This window comes from Stappia sp. (genome assembly GCF_048268045.1).
In the GTDB taxonomy this organism is placed as follows: domain Bacteria; phylum Pseudomonadota; class Alphaproteobacteria; order Rhizobiales; family Stappiaceae; genus Stappia.
Genome location: NZ_JBLWWG010000006.1, coordinates 74,274 through 94,124, shown reverse-complemented (window position 1 = coordinate 94,124; position 19,851 = coordinate 74,274). Strand labels below are relative to the sequence as shown.

Annotated in this window: 21 protein-coding genes; 9 read left to right on the top strand and 12 right to left on the bottom strand. The window is 67.5% G+C overall.

Annotation, left to right across the window (positions count from 1 at the left end; all coding sequences use genetic code 11):
- Positions 1–41: 41 nt before the first annotated feature.
- Together ACN0WF_RS11340 and ACN0WF_RS11335 are read left to right on the top strand one after the other, a co-directional pair.
- Positions 42–632 carry a TRAP transporter small permease subunit gene (locus ACN0WF_RS11340; protein WP_417772932.1) on the top strand — a complete coding sequence of 197 codons (591 nt, stop codon included), beginning with the start codon at positions 42–44 and terminating at the stop codon, positions 630–632.
- The gene (locus tag ACN0WF_RS11335) at positions 632–2,023 is read left to right on the top strand and encodes a TRAP transporter large permease (RefSeq protein WP_417772931.1); all 1,392 of its coding nucleotides are present in this window, start codon (positions 632–634) and stop codon (positions 2,021–2,023) included. The genes ACN0WF_RS11340 and ACN0WF_RS11335 overlap by 1 nt, the downstream gene beginning before the upstream one ends.
- Positions 2,024–2,142: 119 nt before the next feature.
- Here the strand turns inward: ACN0WF_RS11335 and ACN0WF_RS11330 are convergent, their stop codons facing one another.
- Positions 2,143–3,237 carry a TRAP transporter substrate-binding protein gene (locus tag ACN0WF_RS11330; RefSeq protein ID WP_417772930.1) on the bottom strand — a complete coding sequence of 365 codons (1,095 nt, stop codon included), beginning with the start codon at positions 3,235–3,237 and terminating at the stop codon, positions 2,143–2,145.
- 329 nt (positions 3,238–3,566) lie between these two features.
- Between ACN0WF_RS11330 and ACN0WF_RS11325 the strand changes: the two genes are divergently transcribed.
- From ACN0WF_RS11325 to ACN0WF_RS11305, 5 genes are all read left to right on the top strand, one after another.
- Positions 3,567–4,337, top strand: coding sequence for a gamma-glutamyl-gamma-aminobutyrate hydrolase family protein (locus ACN0WF_RS11325; RefSeq protein ID WP_417772929.1), 771 nt, complete (start codon positions 3,567–3,569; stop codon positions 4,335–4,337).
- A gap of 44 nt (positions 4,338–4,381) precedes the next feature.
- Positions 4,382–5,026: a nitrile hydratase subunit alpha gene (gene nthA / locus ACN0WF_RS11320; RefSeq protein ID WP_417772928.1), complete on the top strand. Its 645-nt coding sequence runs from the start codon at positions 4,382–4,384 to the stop codon at positions 5,024–5,026.
- Complete coding sequence (gene nthB, locus ACN0WF_RS11315; protein ID WP_417772927.1) at positions 5,023–5,682, top strand: nitrile hydratase subunit beta; 660 nt, start codon at positions 5,023–5,025, stop codon at positions 5,680–5,682. Before nthA ends, nthB begins: the two co-directional genes overlap by 4 nt.
- Positions 5,675–6,073, top strand: coding sequence for a nitrile hydratase accessory protein (locus tag ACN0WF_RS11310; protein ID WP_417772926.1), 399 nt, complete (start codon positions 5,675–5,677; stop codon positions 6,071–6,073). Before nthB ends, ACN0WF_RS11310 begins: the two co-directional genes overlap by 8 nt.
- 115 nt (positions 6,074–6,188) lie before the next feature.
- Positions 6,189–7,109, top strand: coding sequence for a DMT family transporter (locus ACN0WF_RS11305; RefSeq protein WP_417772925.1), 921 nt, complete (start codon positions 6,189–6,191; stop codon positions 7,107–7,109).
- 34 nt (positions 7,110–7,143) lie between these two features.
- Here ACN0WF_RS11305 and ACN0WF_RS11300 read toward each other — a convergent pair whose 3' ends face one another.
- Complete coding sequence (locus ACN0WF_RS11300; RefSeq protein ID WP_417772924.1) at positions 7,144–8,286, bottom strand: nickel/cobalt transporter; 1,143 nt, start codon at positions 8,284–8,286, stop codon at positions 7,144–7,146.
- 16 nt (positions 8,287–8,302) lie between these two features.
- Complete coding sequence (locus ACN0WF_RS11295; RefSeq protein ID WP_417772923.1) at positions 8,303–8,956, bottom strand: DUF1007 family protein; 654 nt, start codon at positions 8,954–8,956, stop codon at positions 8,303–8,305.
- A 318-nt stretch (positions 8,957–9,274) separates the two neighbouring features.
- On the opposite strand from ACN0WF_RS11295, the gene ACN0WF_RS11290 reads away from it, so the two are divergent.
- Complete coding sequence (locus tag ACN0WF_RS11290) at positions 9,275–10,354, top strand: Leu/Phe/Val dehydrogenase (RefSeq protein ID WP_417772922.1); 1,080 nt, start codon at positions 9,275–9,277, stop codon at positions 10,352–10,354.
- 34 nt (positions 10,355–10,388) lie between these two features.
- On the opposite strand, the gene ACN0WF_RS11285 is transcribed toward ACN0WF_RS11290, so the two are convergent.
- The 5 genes from ACN0WF_RS11285 to ACN0WF_RS11265 all read right to left on the bottom strand — a co-directional run bounded on the left by ACN0WF_RS11285 (position 10,389) and on the right by ACN0WF_RS11265 (position 14,546).
- Positions 10,389–11,297: a LysR family transcriptional regulator gene (locus ACN0WF_RS11285; RefSeq protein WP_417772921.1), complete on the bottom strand. Its 909-nt coding sequence runs from the start codon at positions 11,295–11,297 to the stop codon at positions 10,389–10,391.
- A 39-nt stretch (positions 11,298–11,336) separates the two neighbouring features.
- Complete coding sequence (locus tag ACN0WF_RS11280; RefSeq protein WP_417772920.1) at positions 11,337–11,828, bottom strand: DUF2937 family protein; 492 nt, start codon at positions 11,826–11,828, stop codon at positions 11,337–11,339.
- Positions 11,829–11,871: 43 nt separating this feature from the next.
- Positions 11,872–12,846, bottom strand: coding sequence for a WD40 repeat domain-containing protein (locus tag ACN0WF_RS11275; RefSeq protein ID WP_417772919.1), 975 nt, complete (start codon positions 12,844–12,846; stop codon positions 11,872–11,874).
- A gap of 2 nt (positions 12,847–12,848) precedes the next feature.
- Entirely contained in the window at positions 12,849–13,925 is a 1,077-nt protein-coding gene (locus ACN0WF_RS11270; RefSeq protein ID WP_417772918.1) for a CobW family GTP-binding protein, read from the bottom strand.
- Positions 13,926–14,078: 153 nt separating this feature from the next.
- Complete coding sequence (locus ACN0WF_RS11265; protein WP_417772917.1) at positions 14,079–14,546, bottom strand: methylated-DNA--[protein]-cysteine S-methyltransferase; 468 nt, start codon at positions 14,544–14,546, stop codon at positions 14,079–14,081.
- 150 nt (positions 14,547–14,696) lie between these two features.
- Here ACN0WF_RS11265 and ACN0WF_RS11260 point away from each other — a divergent pair, with 150 nt between their 5' ends.
- Positions 14,697–15,875: a pyridoxal phosphate-dependent aminotransferase gene (locus ACN0WF_RS11260; RefSeq protein ID WP_417772916.1), complete on the top strand. Its 1,179-nt coding sequence runs from the start codon at positions 14,697–14,699 to the stop codon at positions 15,873–15,875.
- 49 nt (positions 15,876–15,924) lie between these two features.
- On the opposite strand, the gene ACN0WF_RS11255 is transcribed toward ACN0WF_RS11260, so the two are convergent.
- The 4 genes from ACN0WF_RS11255 to ACN0WF_RS11240 form a co-directional block, all read right to left on the bottom strand.
- On the bottom strand, positions 15,925–16,386 hold the full coding sequence (locus tag ACN0WF_RS11255; protein ID WP_417772915.1) for a hypothetical protein: 462 nt from the start codon (positions 16,384–16,386) through the stop codon (positions 15,925–15,927).
- Between the two features lie 90 nt (positions 16,387–16,476).
- Positions 16,477–17,445, bottom strand: a complete 969-nt coding sequence (locus ACN0WF_RS11250; protein WP_417772914.1) for a 2-hydroxyacid dehydrogenase — start codon at positions 17,443–17,445, stop codon at positions 16,477–16,479.
- Positions 17,446–17,501: 56 nt separating this feature from the next.
- Positions 17,502–18,617, bottom strand: coding sequence for a LacI family DNA-binding transcriptional regulator (locus ACN0WF_RS11245; protein ID WP_417772913.1), 1,116 nt, complete (start codon positions 18,615–18,617; stop codon positions 17,502–17,504).
- A 116-nt stretch (positions 18,618–18,733) separates the two neighbouring features.
- Positions 18,734–19,636 carry a DMT family transporter gene (locus ACN0WF_RS11240; RefSeq protein ID WP_417772912.1) on the bottom strand — a complete coding sequence of 301 codons (903 nt, stop codon included), beginning with the start codon at positions 19,634–19,636 and terminating at the stop codon, positions 18,734–18,736.
- Between the last annotated feature and the right edge of the window lie 215 nt (positions 19,637–19,851).

Genomic DNA, 19,851 nt, shown 5'->3' with positions numbered 1-19,851 from the left:
AGGGTCTGTGATGAAACTCGAGAAAGCGCGTCGTTCGACGCGTGAACGGGCCTGATCCCGTGCGCGCGCTTGCCTTTGCCGTACGCGCCATTTGCGGGCTCAACGCCCTGATCGGCGCCATCTTTTCGTGGTTGTCACTGGCCATCGTCGTGATCTGCTTCACTGTCGTGGTCCAGCGCTATGTCTTCGCCACGAGCTTCGTCTGGATGCAGGATCTCTACGTCTGGCTGAATGGGGCGATGTTCACTGCCGTCGCCGGTTTCGCCCTGTTGCGAAACGACCATGTCCGCGTCGACATCTTCTACCGCCCCGCCACCGTGCGGCGGAAAGCGATCGTCGACTTCATCGGCGTGTTCCTCTTCCTCTTCCCGTTCACCTATGTGGTCTACAGCTACGCTTGGCCCTTCGTCAGCCGCTCCTGGCGCCTGCATGAGGCCTCGGCCAATGTCGGCGGAATGCCCGGCCTGTTCGTGCTGAAGAGCTTCATCATCGCCTTCGCCGCCCTCGTCGCGCTTCAGGGCCTCGCCATGGTGTTTCGCTCCGTGCTGGTGCTCACCGGGAACGAGGAGATGCTGCCGGAGCGGCTGCGCTACGAGACCCCCGGCATCCTCAAGCAGGGAGCGGAAGCCTGATGGATCCTGTCCTTATCGGCGAGCTCCTTTCGGGGCTCATGTTCTTCGGCATCATCGGCTTTCTGCTGCTCGGCTTCCCGGTCGCCTTCACGCTCGCCGGCGTGTCGCTGCTGTTCGGCGCGCTCGGCATGTGGTTCGGCGTCTTCGACCCGTCCAACTTCGGCAGCCTCGCCAACCGCTACATCGGCTACATGACCAACGAGGTGCTGGTCGCCGTGCCGCTGTTCATCTTCATGGGCGTGATGCTCGAGCGCTCGAAGATCGCCGAGCAGCTCCTGCTCACCATGGGCAAGCTGTTCGGCAACATGCGCGGCGGCCTCGGCATGTCGGTGATCATCGTCGGCGCGATGCTGGCCGCCTCCACCGGCGTCGTCGGCGCAACCGTCGTCACCATGGGCCTGATCTCGCTGCCGGCGATGCTGCGGGCCAACTACGACCCGCGCCTTGCCACCGGCGTCATCTGTGCGTCCGGCACGCTCGGTCAGATCATCCCGCCCTCGACCGTGCTGATCTTCATGGGCGACATGCTCTCGGGCATCAATGCCCAGGTGCAGATGGCCAAGGGCAATTTCGCACCGGTTCCGGTCTCCGTCGGCGATCTCTTCGCCGGCGCGATCCTGCCGGGCATGCTGCTCGTCGGCCTCTATCTCGCCTACACCGTGTTCAAGGCGATCGTCGATCCGCAATCGTGCCCCGCGACCCCGGTTCCGCCGGAGGAAAAGTCGGAGCTGCTCGGCGAGATCGTCGTCGCTCTGCTGCCCCCGCTGCTGCTGATCCTCGCCGTCCTCGGCTCGATCCTCGGCGGCGTCGCGACGCCGACGGAAGCGGCGTCCGTCGGCGCTGTCGGCGCGACGGTGCTGGCGGCGGCACGCTGGCGGCTGTCCTTCTCGGTCCTGCGCGAGACGGCGACCGCCACGGCGACGATCACCTGCATGGTGTTCATCATCCTGTTCGGCGCCTCGGTGTTCTCCATCGTCTTCCGCCTGATGGGCGGCGACAACCTGGTGCACGAGTTCCTGTCGAACCTGCCCGGCGGCACGCTCGCCGCCGTCGCGGTGGTGATGCTCATCATGTTCCTGCTGGGCTTCATCCTCGACACCTTCGAGATCATCTTCATCGTGATCCCGATCACCGCGCCGATCCTGCTGGCGCTCGACGTCGATCCGGTCTGGCTCGGCATCCTGGTCGGCGTCAACCTGCAGACATCGTTCCTGACGCCGCCCTTCGGCTTCGCGCTGTTCTACCTGCGCGGCGTCGCGCCCCACTCGGTGTCGACGGCAATGATCTACAAGGGCGTCCTGCCCTTCGTGCTGCTGCAGATGCTCGCCATCGCGATCATGTTCATGTTCCCGGAGATCGCCACCTGGCTTCCCCGCGCGATCTATAGCTGAACGCCCCCGGCGTCGGGGTACGCCCTGGCGCCACGGACGGACGACGCACCCAACAAAAAACCCCGGCCTCGCGGCCGGGGTTTTCCGTTTCCAGGCCCGCGTGCGGGCCGGATGAGACCTCAGATCTTGAAGTACTTCTTGCGGGCCTCGACGAAGGCGCCGTCGGTGCCCTCGGTGCGGGTGCGCAGGATGTTGAGCGCCTCGATGAAGCTCTCGGTCGTCTTCTTGGTCAGCGCATCGTCCGAATCGCGCAGCGACATCAGGATCTCCTCGGCCGCCTTGGCGCCCGCTTCCATGATGTCGTCGGGGAACTGACGCACGATCACGCCATGGTCGTCGACCAGCGTCTTCAGCGCGCGCGGATCGTTGGCGTAGAAGTCCGAGGCGACCTGGTCGTACTCGGCCTGGCACGCGTCCTTGACGATCGCCTGCAGGTCGGACGGCAGGGCCTGGTACTTGGCCTTGTCGACGACGAGCTCGGTGGCAAGGCCCGGCTCGACGAAGCTCGGGAAGTAGTAGTTCTTCGCCACCTGGTAGAAGCCGAGCGCCAGATCGTTGTACGGGCCGACGAACTCGGCCGCGTCCAGCGTGCCCGACTGCAGCGCCTGGAAGATCTCGCCGGCGGCCATGTTGGTCACGGTGGCGCCGAGCTTCTCCCACACCCGGCCGCCGAGGCCCGGTGTACGGAACCGCAGGCCCTTGACCGACTCAAGCCCCTTGAGTTCGTCGCGGAACCAGCCGCCCGCCTGGGTGCCGGTGTCGCCCGACAGGAAGCCCTGCACGCCGAACTGGTCGTAGATCTCGTCCCAGATCTCCTGGCCGCCCATGTAGCGCACCCACGCCGTCAGCTCGCGCGAGGTCATGCCATAGGGAACGCCGGTGAAGAACGACAGCGCCGGGCTCTTGTTCTGCCAGTAGTAGGCGGCGCCATGGCTCATCTCGGCCGAGCCGTCGATGACCGCGTCGAGCGACTGCAGCGGCGGCACCAGCTCGCCGGCGGAATAGACCTGCACGGTCAGCCGGCCGCCGGACGCGGCGGTGATGCGGTCCGCGAGGCGCTGTGCGCCGACGCCGAGGCCGGGGAAGTTCTTCGGCCAGGTCGTAACCATGCGCCAGGTCTGGTTGCCCTGCGCGATGGCCGGCGCGGCAAGCGTGGCGGCGCCGGCGCCAACACCCGCGAGACCAGCCTTCTTGATAAATGAACGACGATCCATGTGTCCCCTCCCTTGGGAATTGTCGAGATCCTCAACTCTCGAATTCATGTCGGCAACCGCTGTCGCGCGACATTGCCAAGCGCCTTTCGCAAAAAGACACTTTGACCGTGATATAAACCGCATATACCCCGACGACACAAGGCCACCGGCCGCCGGGGCGAGTTTTTTCGCGCCGCTACCGGAGCGGGAAAATGCACGTCCCCGCATCGTCTTCGAGGCGCGGCGGTGGACAAGATCGTCCCGTTCGCTAATCTCCGCAATCTCATCGCTTGCGTGACGCTGCAGGTCGGCCAGACGCGACGCAAGATACCGGCTCCACAGGAGTTCCCATGTCCGCACCCGTTGTTCTCGTCAGTTGCGACGTGAAGGAAGTCGACGGCTACGTCTGGCACGCAGCGCCCTCCTCCTACCTCGAGGCGGTGGTACAGGGCGCGGGCGCAATGCCCCTGCTGCTGCCCTCGCTCGGCCCCGCGATCGATCTGGACGCCGTCCTGGACAGGGTCGATGGCGTTCTTCTCACGGGATCGCGCTCCAATGTCCATCCGGCGCTCTATGGCGGCGATTCGAGCGACAGGAACGGCCCTTACGACCAGCGTCGCGACACCACGACGCTGCCGCTGATCCGTCGCACGCTCGAGCGCGGCCTGCCGTTCTTCGCCATCTGCCGGGGGCTTCAGGAAACGAACGTCGCCCTTGGCGGCACCCTCGTCGCCGAGGTGCAGGAGCTCGAGGGCCGGCAGGATCACCGCGCCCCGGCGGAGGGCGACCAGGACACACGCTTCGCCCTCGCCCATCACGTCGAGGTGCGCGCCGGAGGCCGGCTCGCCGATATCCTCGGCGATGCGCGCGTCGAGGTGAACTCGCTGCACCGTCAGGCGATCGGCCGGCTCGCGCCGGGCCTCGTCGTCGAGGCGACCGCGGACGACGGCACGGTCGAGGCCGTGTCGGTGGCCGGCGCCTCCGGCTTTGCCATCGCCACCCAGTGGCACCCCGAATACTGGGTCGGCAGCGACGCCGCCTCCTCGCGGCTGTTCGCCGCCTTCGGCGACGCGCTGCGCCGACGCATGGCGCAGGCAAACACGCAAGCCGCCGCCGAATGACACGCCGGCGGCCCGCACCGCCGCCCCAACGCAAGAGGCCGCCCATGGCACATGATTCGCACAATCATTCTCACGACCATGACCACGACCACGGGTCGGAGATCTCGCCCACCGATGCCCGTGTGCGAGCGCTGGAATCGATCCTGGTCGAAAAGGGCTACGTCGATCCCAAGGCGCTCGACGTGCTGATCGAGACCTATGAGACCAAGGTCGGGCCGCACAATGGTGCTCATGTGGTCGCACGGGCCTGGAGCGATCCGGAGTTCCTCGACTGGCTTCGCCGCGACGCCACGGCGGCCATCGCCTCGCTCGGCTACACCGGCCGCCAGGGCGAGCACATGGTCGCGGTCGAGAACACGCCGCAGGAACACAACATGGTCGTCTGCACCCTGTGCTCCTGCTACCCGTGGTCGGTGCTCGGCCTGCCGCCGGTCTGGTACAAGTCCGCCCCCTACCGGGCCAAGGTGGTACGTGATCCGCGGGGCGTTCTGGACGATTTCGGCGTCGCCCTGCCCGACGAGACGGGAATCCGCGTCTGGGATTCGACCGCCGAGATCCGCTACCTCGTCATTCCCATGCGCCCCGAGGGCACCGAGGGCTGGAGCGAGGAAGCGCTTGCAGCGCTTGTCACCCGCGACAGCATGATCGGCACCGGCATGGCGCTGCAGCCCGGGGAGGCCGCGCGATGAACGGTGCGCAGGACCTCGGCGGCATGATGAGCTTCGGCCCGGTCGTGCCGGAAGCCAACGAGCCGGTCTTTCATGCCGAATGGGAGCGGCGGGCACTCGCCGTGACGCTTGCCATGGGCGCCACCGGCGAATGGAGCCTCGATGCCTCGCGGTTCGCGCGTGAGAGCCTGCCGCCGGTCGACTACCTCTCCTTCAGCTACTACGAGATCTGGCTGGCGGGCCTGGAAAAGCTGCTTGCCGAACGGGATCTCGTGCGTCGCGACGAGATCGACGCCGGCCGCAGCCTGCACGCGAGCCGGCCGACGCAGCGCGTTCTCGCCGCCGAGGCCGTCGCCGCCGCGCTGGCCAAAGGCGGCCCGAGCGAGCGCGAGCCGCAAGCTCCGGCCCGCTTTGCCGTCGGCGACCGGGTACGCGCCCGCAACATGCACCCGCAAGGCCACACCCGCATTCCCCGCTACCTGCGCGGCCATGTCGGCGTCATCGAGGCGGTGCACGGAGCCCATGTCTTTCCCGACAGCAACGCCGCCGGCACCGGCGAGAACCCGACCTGGCTCTATGGCGTCGCCTTCGACGGACCCGAGATCTGGGGAGAGGACACCGACCCTTCCCTGTCCGTTCGCGCCGACCTCTGGGAGGCCTATCTTGTCCATGCCTGAAAGCGAAGCGCCCGTGAACCATCCGCCCGAGACACTCTTCGCCAACCTGCCCCGCCGCGAGGGCGAACCGGTTTTCAGCGCCCCCTGGGAGGCCCGCGCCTTTGCACTGGCCGTCTCTCTCAACGAGCAGGGGCTGTTCACCTGGAGCGAATGGGCCGAAACGCTCTCCGCCGCGATCCGCGAGGCGCAGGCAGCCGGCGATCCCGATTGCGGCGACAGCTACTACAGCCACTGGCTGGTGGCGCTGGAGCGCATCGTCACCGCCCGCTCGGTGACCACGCCCGACCGCCTTTCGGCCCGCAGGCAGGCGTGGGAGCGTGCGGCGGCCGCCACACCGCATGGCGAGCCCATCGAGCTCGGCCGCGACGGGCAGCCGGTTCCCCCCGCCTGAAACTCCGCCTTTTCGGCGCGGTGACCAACCCCGCGCATCGCCAGCGGCCGCGACATGCAACCGGGGTACAACCTGGAGGCTTTCCTTGCGCTCGCCGTGCACCTAAGGTGACAGGATGATTTCCGATCGGCCGCTTGTCGGCATGCTGCTCATGCTCGGCTTCTGCATCCTTGCCCCGCTTGGCGATTCCGTCGCCAAGATCCTGGGCGAGACGCTGCCGCTCGGGCTCATGATCCTCGCCCGCTTCCTCATGCAGGCCGTGATCCTGGTGCCGCTCGCCTGGGCGAGCCGGCTCAGCCTCGCCATGCCCCCGCGCACCTTCCGCCTGACCGTGTTGCGCACCGTGCTGCACATCATCGGCATCGCCGCCATGTTCCTGTCGCTGCGCTTCCTGCCGCTGGCCGATGCGATCGCGATCGCCTTCGTCATGCCGTTCATGATGCTGCTGCTCGGCAAGTTCGTTCTCGGCGAGGATGTCGGCCCCTACAGGCTGGGCGCCTGCCTCGTCGGCTTCATCGGCGTGTTGCTGGTCATCCGGCCGAACTACGCGGAGGTCGGCGCCCCCGCGCTGCTGCCGCTGGCCGTGGCCGCCGCCTTCGCGCTGTTCATGCTCGTGACCCGGCAGGTCGCCAAGGCCACCGACCCGATCGCCCTCCAGGCGGTGAGCGGCGTCGTCGCCGTTCTGATCCTGGGTCCGTCCATCGCGGTTGCCGGCGCGCTCGGCTGGGAAACCGGCCTTTCGGGAGCGCTCGACGAGCTCGCCACGACCCCGAGGAGCCTGGCACTGCTGCTCGCCATCGGCGTGCTCGGCACGGTCGCCCACCTGCTGATGACGTGGTCGCTGCGGCTGGCGCCGGCAGCGACGCTCGCCCCCATGCAGTATCTGGAAATCCCCTTCGCGACGCTGATCGGCTGGCTCATTTTCCGCGACCTGCCGGACGGCATCGCCGCAGCCGGCATCGGCCTGACCGTCGCGGCCGGGCTCTACGTCATTCACCGCGAGCAGAGGACGGCCCGCAGGGCGGCGGCCGCCTGATCTTGCGGTTGCCTGTTCAGCCGACCGGGAGCCCTCAGCCCCAGCCGACGGCCGCGACGAAGAGCGACGTGCCAAGGAACAGAACGAGGAGCGCGCCGGCCGCCTCGGCGAAACGGTGAACCCGATGGGCTCCGCCGCCGCCGGCGATCCGGAGCGCCGCGCCCTTGGCCATCACCGCCAGCGTCGCCAGCGCCGAGACCGTCACGCCCGTTCCCACCGCCATCGCCAGGGTGGCGCCGACGCCAGCGAGCCAGAGACCCTGCGAAATCGCGAAGACCAGCACCACCAGCGCACCGGTACAGGGGCGCAGCCCGACCGCCAGGATCACCGACCAGGCGCGGGCGAGCGAGAACCGGCCCTCCAGCATCTCGGGCGGCGGCGCGTGAACATGACCGCAACTCGGGCAGGCGTCCTCCGCTGCGTGACCATGGCCATGACCGGCGTGGTCGTGGTGGTTATGCCCGCCATGATCGTGGCCGCTATGATCGTCATGGGCATGATCGTGGCCGTGATGCGCGTGATCGTGGCTGTGGCTGTGGCCGTGATCGTGAGAGTGCGCGTGATGGTGGTCGACGGCACAGGCGACCTGGGCGCCGAGCGCCACCGGACGGCGGACCGGGATCATCGGCCTGACGATCTTTCGCCAGACGAGCCAGACGCCGAGCAGCATGACGGCGAAATAGGAGCCGAGCTCGAACCAGCGCGTCGTTTCAGTGATGGCGATGGAGGTCATGCGCAGCAGGATCGAGGCCAGCCCTATCAGGACGATCGCTGTCACCGCCTGGGCCAGCGCCGAGGCGAAGGACAGCAGAATTCCCCGCTTCAGCGTCTCGCCATTGGCCAGAATATAGGAGGAGATCACCGCCTTGCCGTGGCCGGGTCCGGCCGCATGGAAGACGCCGTAGGCGAAGGAGAGCCCCATCAGCCACCAGCCGGCGGTGCCGTCGGCCTTCATCTCCTTGATTGCCGCCGTCAGCGCCGAATAAAAGGCCGTCTGCTGGGCCGCAACCCACATGAAGAAGCCGGAGAAAACCCCGGATGGGCCAATGCTTTGCTCCGGCAGACCGACGCCGAAGGGCGAAGGCGCCGCCAGCGCCGCGCCGGACGGCAGCGCCAGGGTGAAAACGGCGAGAAGCGCGACCGCCACCGCCACATCGCGCAGCTTGAAGGATCTCATGAGGGCAGGCTCTCTCTCACTTGCAGGCCACAGTGGCGCTGTTGGAAAGCGTCTCCGTCACCTGCATCAGGTCGGGTGAAATCTCGCGCTCGCTGGCCGGGATCTGCGCCAGCGTCGTCGCCGTCTGCGGATCGAGCGGCGGCGGCGGCTTGAAGTCGAGGGAGCAGGTGGACGGCGCCGCGACCATCTCGAAGGGATCTTCCTGCGACATCTCGAAGGCGACGAAATAGCTCGGATCGAAGACCTCGAGCGTGATGGTGTTGGCGTCCATCACCAGCGGCTTGGCCAGCGGCAGCGTGTAGAAAAGGGTCAGCCGGCCACCGTAGAAGTCGAGCCAGTATTCCTGCGGCTCGCCGAAAGCGACCGCCGTAGCCTTGCCCTGCGTCAGATAGGTGAAGAAGTCGTATTCCGACAGGCTCTCGACGTTGATCTGCGCCAGCGGCTGCAGCTCCTCGCGGGTCAGCTTGCCGTCGCCATCCGCATCCAGCCCCTGCACCGCAAAGGCGGTGAACGCCTCATCGAACTGCCAGACGTGACGGACCGCCGAAAGCCGCTTGTCCCCGTCGAAGACGAGTTCGGAGCGCGCCTCGACGAAGACATGCGGATGCGCCGCCGCACTGCCCGCGCCCAACGCCGTCAGAACAAGCGCTCCTGAGACCCAACGCAACATTCTCGCCACCCTTCCCGACCGATCACGCTCCAGTCCTGCGCATATTCTCCCTCTTCGCGGCGACAGCAAGGCGAAGCCGGACAGGCCGCGAGACAAGAAACAAAATCGCGACAATCTCGACAATTTCGAAACAGAACGAACAATTCTTGTGCGATTTCCGGATCGAAAAAATGCAAATTCCGGACAACCTGGCGCATCCTTCCCTGAGATTGGCGGATGCGCCGAAAGCGGGCGCAGAGGAGCCCGTGCGCCCCCGGGGACAAGCTCGCCCCGCGAGCCGGCGGCCATCCGCGAGGAAAAGATCCCGAGGAGGAAACGATGAACGCTCCGCTCTCGCCGAAGGTCGCGGCGACTTTCGCCGGTGTCTTCGATCACCCGGAATTCGATGGCCACGAACAGATCGTCCACGGCTTCGACGCGGCGTCGGGACTGAGGACGATCATCGCGGTCCATTCGACCCGCCTCGGCCCGGCGCTTGGCGGTTGCCGCATGTGGACCTATGCCAGCGACGCCGACGCGCTCACCGATGCGCTGCGCCTGTCGCGCGGCATGACCTATAAGAACGCGCTCGCCGGCCTTGACCTCGGTGGCGGCAAGGCCGTGATCCTCGCCGACCCGCGCAAGGACAAGACGTCCGCGCTCTTCGCGGCCTTCGGCAACGCCGTCGACCGTCTCGGCGGTCACTACGTCACGGCGGAGGATGTCGGCATCACGGCCGCGGACATGGAGCAGGTCGCAACCCGCACCGCCCATGTGCGCGGCACCAGAGCCACCGGCCTCGGCGACCCCTCGCCTTACACCGCCCTCGGCGTCTTCGTCGGCATCCGCGCCGCCTTCGGCCACCGCTTCGGCACACAGGATCTCAAGGGCCGCACGGTCTGCGTCCAGGGCCTCGGTCATGTTGGGATGGATGTCGCCCGCCGTCTGCACGAGGCCGGCGCCAAGCTCGTTGTCGCCGACATCCACGCTCCGGCGGTGGAACGGGCCGTCACCGAGTTCGGCGCCACCGCCTGCGCCACCGACGAGGCCCATGCCGTCGCCGCCGATGTCTTCGCCCCCTGCGCCCTCGGCGCCGGGCTGAACGACCGGACAATCGCCGAGCTGGGCGCTCCCGTCATCGCCGGCGCCGCCAACAACCAGCTTGCCGAACCGCGCCATGACGCGGCGCTGCGCGCCCGCGGCGTGCTCTACGCGCCCGACTACGCGATCAACGCCGGCGGCGTGATCTCCATCGCGCTGGCCAGCCCCGGCGGCGACGACAGGCTGGTGCGCGACAAGGTGGTCGCCATCGGCGCGACGCTGGCCCATATCTTCGAGCGCGCCGACGCGACCGACACGCCGACCCAGGCTGTCGCCGACAGCATTGCGGAAGAACGGCTGACCGCACGACGCGACTGAAGAGGCCCGGGCGAAGCGCCGCGGGCCGACCGGCTCAGCAGATCTGGCCCTCGCGCCGCTTCTCGGCGAACCATTCGGAGAGAAAGTCCACGAAGGCGCGCACCTTGCCGGAAAGATGCCGGCGGTGCGGATAGACCACGTGGATCGCCTGGCCGTCCGGGTGGGTGCCCGGCAGCACCTCGACCAGACGCCCCTCGACGATGTCGGAGTGAACGAAGGGATAGGGCGTGCGCAGGAACCCCAGCCCGTGCAGAGCGGCAAGACGCGCCGCCTGGGCCGAATTGACCTCGACCCGGCCCGTGACCGGCACCGAAAACCGGCCGGCCTCGCCCTCGAACTGCCAGTTGTTGCGGAAGCGGTAGTTGTTGTCGATGATGCAGGGACGCTCCGCCAGATCCTGCGGATGATGCGGCTCGCCGAAATGCGCGATGGCCTCCGGCGAAGCGCAGACCACGGTGCGCAGCGGCGCGAGCTTGCGGGCGATCAGGCTTGAATCGGTGAGTTCCGACACCCGGATCGCCGCGTCGAAGCCTTCCTCCACCAGATCGACGAAGCGGTCCTCGAGCCGAAGGTCGACGGAAATCTCCGGCTCCCTCTCCAGAAAGGCGATCACCGCCGGGTTGATGAAGTCATCGCCCATCGAGCGCGGCGCGGACACCCTGAGCGTACCGCGCGCGGCCTGATGCGTGTTCTGCACCGAGGCCTTGAGATCGTCGATCCGGGTCAGGATGTCGTTCGCCTCCTTGTAGAAGGCGTGGCCGACCTCGGTCATCGAGATCTGCCGCGTCGTCCGGTTCAAGAGCCGCGCGCCAAGCTCGTCTTCCAGCTCGCTCACATATTTGGAGACCAGCGCCTTGGACCGTCCGAGTTCGCGCGCCGCCGCCGAGAAGCCGCCCGCGTCGACGACCTTCAGGAAGCAGCGCATCCTGCTGAGCGTGTCCATTCACACCTCCCGATCGCGGCCGCCGAAAAGCGCGCCGCATCATGCCGAGCGACGTCTGCGCCGCACTGCCCGTCCCATGAGACCGCCTCCGAAGAGCACGGTGAGAAACCCGCCGCCAGCTGAAATCGCCCCTTCCGAGGTGACCGGCACGGCGGGCTCGAAATCCGAAAGGGTGGCCCGGGCGAGATCCGGATCGATGTTCTCGCCAAGCACCGCGAGCCGCGCGAAGGGGCCGGCGGAATTGAACGCCGCGCGCTGGGTCTCCAGGCGCGAAAGCCGCGCCATGGTATGGCCCATGCGCTCGCCCCGCGCCCGCACAAGGCGGTCGGACGCGCTCGACAGCACCATCACCGCCTCGTCGGCGCTCAGGCCGTTGGCCCGCGCATCCTCGCGAAATTCGTCGACCACCTGCGAAAGCGCATCGATCGCCCCGCCAAGACGCTGCCGGTACTGCTGCGCGAATTCGGGAAGCTGCGAGGTCGTCGCCCCGCCGAGGAGCGCGACGAGGATCAAGACACTTCGTCCGATCATGCCGCTGTTCCTCTCCTCTTTCGCCCTCTTCGATGCCTTCGCCCTAAAGCGAGATGACACCCGCCTCGCCCGCCTCGCTGCCATAGACGAGGCGCAGGCCGCCCTTGTCCCAGCACAAGGAACTGATCGGACCGGCCCCCGGCCGGCGAAGCAGCACTTCCTGGGCGTCGCCGAAGCGAACCGCCAGAACCATGCCATCCTGATAGCCGATGGCCGCCACCTCCTCGCCGGGATGACAGGCGACCTGGGTGACGATCTGGTCGGAGCGTGCCCCGAGCTGCAGCGGCTGCTGGCCCATCGGGCCGGTCTTGCCGAAGAACGGCCAGCAGATCGCGGCATTGGCCCCCGAGGTTGCCAGATAGCGGCCGCGCGCCGACCAGCTCATCGACTTCACCTTCGACGGATAGCCGGTCATGCGCATGTCCTGCCCGTCGGCAAGCCGCCAGCCGTGCAGCGCGTTCTCCTGCATGGTGGTGACCAGATACTTGCCATCCGGCGAAAAGGCGGCGCCGGTGTGCGCGCCTTTCCACTCGAGGTCCTGCGGCGCGCCGCTGGCGTTGACCCAGACCAGCGTTGCCCCGTCGTAACGGGCGATGGCAAGGCGAAGCCCCTTGGGCGCGAAGGCGATGCCGCCGACGGCGCGCCCCTGCGGGAACTCCTTCGGCGCGCCCGCACCGGCAACCACATAGGCAACCCGACCGGCGGCGAAGCCGACCGCGCCCTGCGGTCCGCAGGCGACCAGATCGATCCACTTGCGCGGAAGATCGGCGACGATCTCGACGACGCCCTCGGCAGTAAGTCGGCAAACCTTTCCGTCATCGCCGCCGGTGACCAGCGCATCGCCCGGCTGCGTGCGCGCGGCGGCGAGAAGCCCGCCGCCATGAACCTGCACCCGCTTCTCGCCCTCCGCGCCCAGCAGCACCACGGTGCCGTCGCCCAGCGCAAAGGCGGGCGTGTCGTTCAGGAAGCTCGCGGAAACAACATAGGACCCCGGATCGAGGGGAGCGACCGTCACCATGCTCAGTCGGCCTCGCAGGCCTTGAAGCCGGTTTCCAGCGCCTCGAAATCGAGCTCGCGGCCGATCACGACGAGACGGCTGCGGCGCTCCTCGCCGTCCTTCCAGTCGCGCTGGTGATCGCCCTCGATGATCATGTGCACGCCCTGCACCACATAGCGCTGCGGATCGCCCTTGAACGCCATGATGCCCTTGAGGCGCAGGATGTTCGGCCCTTGTGTCTGGGTGACCGCGCCGATCCACTGGAAGAACACTTCCGGATCAAGCTCGCCGGTCGTCATCGACACGCTCTTCACCGAATGCGGCGCATCGTGGTCGTGATGATGATCGTGGTCATGGTGGTGATGGCCATGATCGTGATGATGGTCGTGGCCATGATCGTGATCGTGGTCGCAATCGGGGCCGCAGACGTGATCGTGGTCGTCCTCCGCGAGGAAGTGCGGGTCGAGCGAGAGGATGCGCTCGAGGTCGAAGGACCCCCGGTTCAACACGGCGTCGAGCGGCACATTGCAGCGCTCCGCCCGATGCAGCACCGCATAGGGGTTGATGGTGTTGATCCGTGTCTCCACCGCCTTCAGCTCGTCAGCGGTGACGAGGTCGGTCTTGTTGAGCACGATCACGTCGGCGAAGGCGATCTGGTCCTCCGCCTCCTCGGTATCCTTGAGACGCTGCAGCACGTGGCGGCAATCGACGACGGCGACGACCGCGTCGAGCTTGGCGTTGGCGCGCACATCGTCGTCCATGAAGAAGGTCTGGGCGACGGGAGCCGGATCGGCGACGCCGGTCGTCTCGACCAGGATCGCGTCGAAGGAGCCCTTGCGCTTCATCAGGTTCTCGACGGTGCGGATCAGATCGCCACGCACGGTGCAACAGATGCAGCCGTTGTTCATCTCGAAGATTTCCTCGTCCGATTCGACGAGAAGATCATTGTCGATGCCGATCTCGCCAAACTCATTGACGATGACCGCGTAGCGGCGGCCGTGCGCCTCGGTGAGGATACGGTTGAGAAGCGTCGTCTTGCCGGCACCGAGATAGCCGGTCAGCACGGTGACGGGGATCTTGTTGTCCTGGGAAAGGGTCATTGGCCTGCCTGAACGTGTTCGACCTGGGGGTGCCGCCCGCAGCCTGTGCGCGGAAGCGGCCGTTGCCCGAGGATATGGGGTGTCTTGCCCACCGGACTACAGAAAACTTCGCCGCTTGGCAAAGCGCTTGGGAAAGGCGCCGGCGCGCGACGCCTAGACAAGGAAGGGATAGCCGCCCTCGAGCCGCAGCAGGGCGATCTTGGTGTCGTGCCCGCCACGCCCGGAATAGCCGCCAAGGCCGGTGACCGAGAGGATCCGGTGGCAGGGTATGATCACCGGGATCGGATTGGCGCCGCACGCCTGGCCGATGGGCTGGCCGTGGGTGGAAAGCCGCTTGGCAATCTCGCCGTAGGTGCGTGTCTCGCCATAGGGAATGGCCAGCATCTCGTCATAGACCTGCCGCTGAAAGGCGCTGCCCGCGGGCTTCAGCGGCAGGTCGAAACTCTTCAGCGCACCATCGAAATAGGCATGAAGCTGGCGCACCGCCTCGCCCAGCAGCGCTGTCTCGTCCGGCGCGCGGCTGCGCCCCCAGCCAACACGTACGACCGCCCCGTCGCGCTCGGCGACCTCGAGGATGCCCACGGGCGTATCCACATGAACGACGGCGATTTCCTCCGGCATCCGGGCTGTTCCTCCTCTTTCGCGCGTCCGCCGCCATCAGGCGGCGCGCGGGGAGTTTCGCACGCCCGCGTGCCCGGCTAAAACACGAAAGACGATATCACGATCAAATCCGGGTCGCGCGACGGCATCGCGCGTCCGGCGGGAGGAACAATGCTGAAAACCATCGAGGCCTTCACCCGAATCGGCGAGGAGAACGCCTTCGCCGTGCTGGCGCGGGCGACCGAGCTTGCCGGCCAGGGCCGCGACATCATCAATCTGGGCATCGGCCAGCCCGATTTCCGCACGCCCGACCACATCGTCGAGGCGGCGGTGAAGGCGCTGCGCGACGGCGAGCACGGCTACACGCCGGCAACCGGCATCCTGCCGCTGCGCGAGGCCGTCGCCGCCGACGTGGAAAAACGCACCGGCGCGCCCGTCGACCCGGGCAAGGTGGTGATCGTGCCGGGCGGCAAGGTCACCATGTTCATGGCGATCCTGATGTTCGGCGAACCCGGCGCCGACATCCTCTATCCCGATCCCGGTTTCCCGATCTACCGCTCGATGATCGAGTTCACCGGCGCCAACCCGGTGCCGATCCCCATCCGCGAGGAGAACGACTTCGCCTTCTCCGCCGAGGAGACGCTCTCGCTGCTGACGCCGAACACCCGGCTCGTGATCCTCAACTCGCCGGCGAACCCGACCGGCGGCGTCACCCCCAAGGCCGAGATCGACAAGCTCGTCGCCGGCCTCGCCGGACGACCCGACATCGCCATCCTCTCCGACGAGATCTACGGACAGATGACCTATGAGGGCGCGCAGCACTGCTCGCTCTACGGTTACGAGGAGATCCGCGACCGGCTGATCCTGCTCGACGGCTGGTCCAAGACCTATGCCATGACCGGCTGGCGGCTCGGCTATGCCGTGTGGCCACAGGCGCTGCTCGACAAGGCGCGCAAGCTCGCCGTCAACTGCTGGTCCTGCGTCAATGCGCCGGCGCAGTTCGCCGGCCTTGCCGCGCTCACCGGGCCGCAGGACGCGGTGACGCAGATGATGGCCGAGTTCGACAAGCGGCGGAAGCTGGTGGTCACGGGGCTGAACGCGCTGCCAGGCGTCTCCGCGCGCGAGCCGATGGGCGCCTTCTACGCCTTCCCCAACATCAAGGAGACGGGCTGGAAGGCGAAGCCGCTTGCCGGCGCGCTGCTGGAAAAGGCCGGCGTGGCGGTGATCGGCGGGCCGGACTTCGGCATTCTCGGGGAAGGGTATATCCGCCTGTCCTACGCCAATTCGGCGGAGAACATCTCCCGCGCGCTGAAGCGCATGGAGGAATTCCTCGGCACGCAAACGCCCTGACGGCGGCAAAGGCCGGGCGCGGTGATCGCGCCCGGACCGCCTCTTTTGGTCACATACGCGGGCTGGCTGCCGGAATGAGCGCCGAAAGCGCCATCGGATGCTCGGGCGTCAAAAGCAGGAACACACCGCTCGGCGCGACCGAGATCAACCCGTCCAGCTCGCCCACGTCGAAGGCGGCGACCGTGTCGCCGGCCCCGGAGACGAGCAACAGGCCGCCTTCGGGAAGCGCCTTCCAGGCGGCGATGTCCGCGGCACCCGGCAAGACGCCGCGACAATTGCCGGCATCGACGCGAAACGCCGGCGCGGAGACGGCCGCCGGATGGACGGCGGTGCGCAGCTCAAGACGACAGCCCTTGCCGCTCACCTCGTCGAGGAGGTGCCACGATCCGGCAACCGAGCGCTCAAGCGGCCCCGAGAAGGTGACCGCCGTGCCGAAGAAAAGCAGCGAGAACAGCGCAAAGGACAAGACCGCGCCGACCCTGCCGAGCCGTTCCCTCGCATCCTGTCGCATGACGTACCCTCCTGACAAGGCGGGCGCGCAGGAGGCGCGCTCGCAGATTGCCAGTGTGCAAGGGACGCCTTAACACTCCGTTAAGCTTGTTCAGACTTTCCGCTCGAAGGGGGTTTCGGCGACCGGCGTCACCGGCTGGCCTGTCTCGAACCAGGAGATCAGGTTCTCCGCGCAGAGCCGGCCCATGGCATCGCGGGTGTGGCGCGAGGCCGATCCCACATGCGGCAGCAGCACGACGCGTTCCATGTCGATGAGCGCCTGCGGAACCTTCGGTTCCTCGGCGAAGACATCGAGCCCGGCCGACAGGATCGTGCCGTCGGCCAGCGCCGCGACCAGCGCCGGCTCGTCGATCACCGTGCCGCGCCCGACATTGATGACGATGCCCTGCGGCCCGAGCGCCTTCAGCACCCCGGCGTCGACGATGCCGCGCGTCGACGCGCCGCCCGGCGCCACCACCATCAGCGTGTCGCAGGCCTCGGCCATGCCCGCCAGAGTCGGGTGATAGGGATAGGCGACATCCGCCTGCCGGCTGCGTCCGTGGTAGTGGATCTCCATGCCGAAAGCCTCGGCGCGGCGCGCGATCGCCTTGCCGATGCGCCCGAGACCGAGGATGCCGAGCTTGCGCCCGCGCAGCGTGCCGGCGGTCAGCGGATAGGGACCCTTGCCCACCCAGTTGCCGGCGCGCAGGTAGCGCTCGGCGGCCGAGAGCTCGCGCGCCGTCATCAGCAGCAGGCCGAGCGCCGTATCGGCGACCTCTTCCGACAGGACGTCCGGCGTGTTGGTGACGCAGATGCCCTTCGAGGCGCAATGGGCGGCGTCGACGCTGTCGTAACCGACGCCGAAGTTGGCGACGATCTCAAGCTTCGGCAACCGGTCGATCAGCGGCGCGTCGACCGGGACATGCGCGCCGCAGGCAACCCCCGCGATCCGCGCGGCAAGGCCCGGATCGAGGGAGGCGACCTCATCGCGGCCGACCTTGTGGACGGTGAACCGGCTGGCAAGCGTCTCTTCGACGACCGGCAGCATGCGACCGAGCATGAGAATGTCGGCAAGCGCCATGAGGGATCCCTTTCTGAGTGGTTTGTCGTGGGTGTGATGTTGAAGGGTGAAGGACACTAGACGGCGGAAGGCGGCGGCGGCGAGCTCTCGCGAATGCGCAACTCCGGCAGGATCAGCCGGCGCTCCTCGCCAACCCGCTCACCGCCGATCTGGCGCAGCATCAGCTCCGCCGCCTGGCGGCCGATCTCGTCCGGGCTGTTCCACACGGAGGTCAGAGACGGCGTGCGGCTTGCCGCCCCGTCGGTGTCGTCATACCCGGCAAGCGCCATCTCCGCGCCCGGCTCGACCCCCTGCCGGCGCAGAGCCGACAGGATGCCGTAGGCGACGAGATCGTTGAAGGCGAAGACCGCGGAGGGGCGCGGGCGCGCCGACAGCAGCGCCGGCACCACGTCGCGCCCGTCGGCCTGGGTCATCAGCTCGGGAATATCGATCTGCGTCTCCGGATCGAGGCCGGCGGCCTCCAGCGCCTGCTTCCAGCCGAGATTGCGCTCATGGCCGGCCGAGCTGGCCCTGCGCCCGCCGACCATGGCGATCTGCCGGTGCCCCTGAGCCAGGAAGTGCTCGGTGAGCATGCGTCCGCCGGCGAGATCGTCGCCGCGCACCACCGGCGCGCCCGCGCCTTGCACGTCCCGGCAGATCAGTGTCACCGGCACCCCCGCCTCGACCAGCGCGCGGATCTCCTGCGGCGCGGTGCCGACGGAGGCGCACAGCACCAGCCCGTCGATCCGGTGCTGCATCAATGTGTCGACGAAATCGCGCTGCCGGCGCACGTCGTCACGGTGGTTGCAGATCAGCACGACCTGGCGCTCGCGGCCGAGCTCGTCCTCAAGCGCGCTGAACACCTCGGCGAAATAGGGATTGAGAATGTCGTGGACGGCAATGCCGATCATGTTGGAGCGCGCGGTGCGCAGCGCCGCCGCCGACCGGTTGTAGATGTAGCCGACCTTGCGGGCATGTTCCTTGATGCGCGTCGCCGTCGCCTCGGCGACAAGCGGGCTGTCGCGCAGCGCCAGCGACACCGTCGCCGTGGAAACGCCGAGCGCCAGCGCCAGATCGCCAAGCGTCAGACGACGGCCGGCCGCCGCCGCGCCGGTCTTCGGATCCGCTTCCGGGCCCGCCTCCCCGCCGAGGGGCCCGCCGTCGCCAGCCGTATCCGCGCTCTTGTCCGTCATGTCGTCCGGTTTCCGCGTCGAGCCGTCCATCCTCGCGTCCGCTCGCCTGTCCAGAAGGGTCCCGCAGATCGCCTGCGCGCACAAGTGTCCGCTCGTCCGTCCGGCCGGCGGACGGCTCAGTCGTCGTGGATGCCGGTATCGGCGAGCGCCGGTCCGGTCTTCGCCACCTTCCGCTCCCGGTTGAGGATATAGAGGCCCGAGGCGACCACGATCGACGCACCGATCAGCGTATAGACGGTCGGAACATCGGCAAAGACCAGATAGCCGAGCGCGATCATCCACACGAGCTGTGTGTACATGAAGGGTGCCAGCACGGAGGCCGGCGCCAACACATGCGCGCGGATCAGCGCGAAATGACCGATGCCGCCCCAGGCGCCGGTCGACAGCAGCAGCACCCAGCTCAGCGCATCGGGCGGCGCCGTCCATGAGGCGATGCCGAAAGGCGTCATGGCGAGCGAGGCAATGACGCCGGAAATGACCAGCATGCCCATCGCCGAATCCGTTTGCGCAAGCATGCGCGTCAACAGCGCATAGAGCGCATAGCTCAGCATTGAGCAGACCGACAGGAGCGCTGCCCAGTTGAGCCCGCCAACGCCCGGCCGCGTCACCACAAGCACGCCGATGAAGCCGACGATCACCGCCATCCAGCGCCGCAGCCCCGCCCATTCGTTCAGCAGCGGCCCGGCCAGCGCCGTCACCACGAAAGGCGCGGCGAACATAATCGAGACCGTCTCGGAAAGCTGCAGGTAGCGCACGGCGAAGAAATTGAAGAGCGTCGAGCCGAGCAGGCACAGCGCCCGCAGGATCTGCAGACCCCACCGCCGGCTGCGGAAGACGTGCATGTTCGACCAGAGCCGGAACAGCACCGTCGCATAGAGGACATGGGTGACGAAACGCATCCACACGATCTGTTCGGCCGGCAGCGTGCGACCAAGAAACTTTGCCGTCGCATCGAGACCGGAGAAACACAGGAACGCGAAGGAAATCAGCGCGATGCCGACGAACCTTTCGGGGATCATGCCGAGGCGTCCGCCGTCTGTCTTGTTGGGGGCATCCAAGCGCGAGAACCTTCCCTAGAACGTCCGGCCTTAAAACGCCCGGCCTGCGAATGTCAGGATCGCGCGCGCCGTCGGCTGCAATGCCGGCCCGGCCCGCATCTTGCGCGGCGCGAACGCCCAGGGATCCTCCCTCGCCTTCCGCCTGCCGTCGACCGCTGCGATTTGTCGTATTAAAT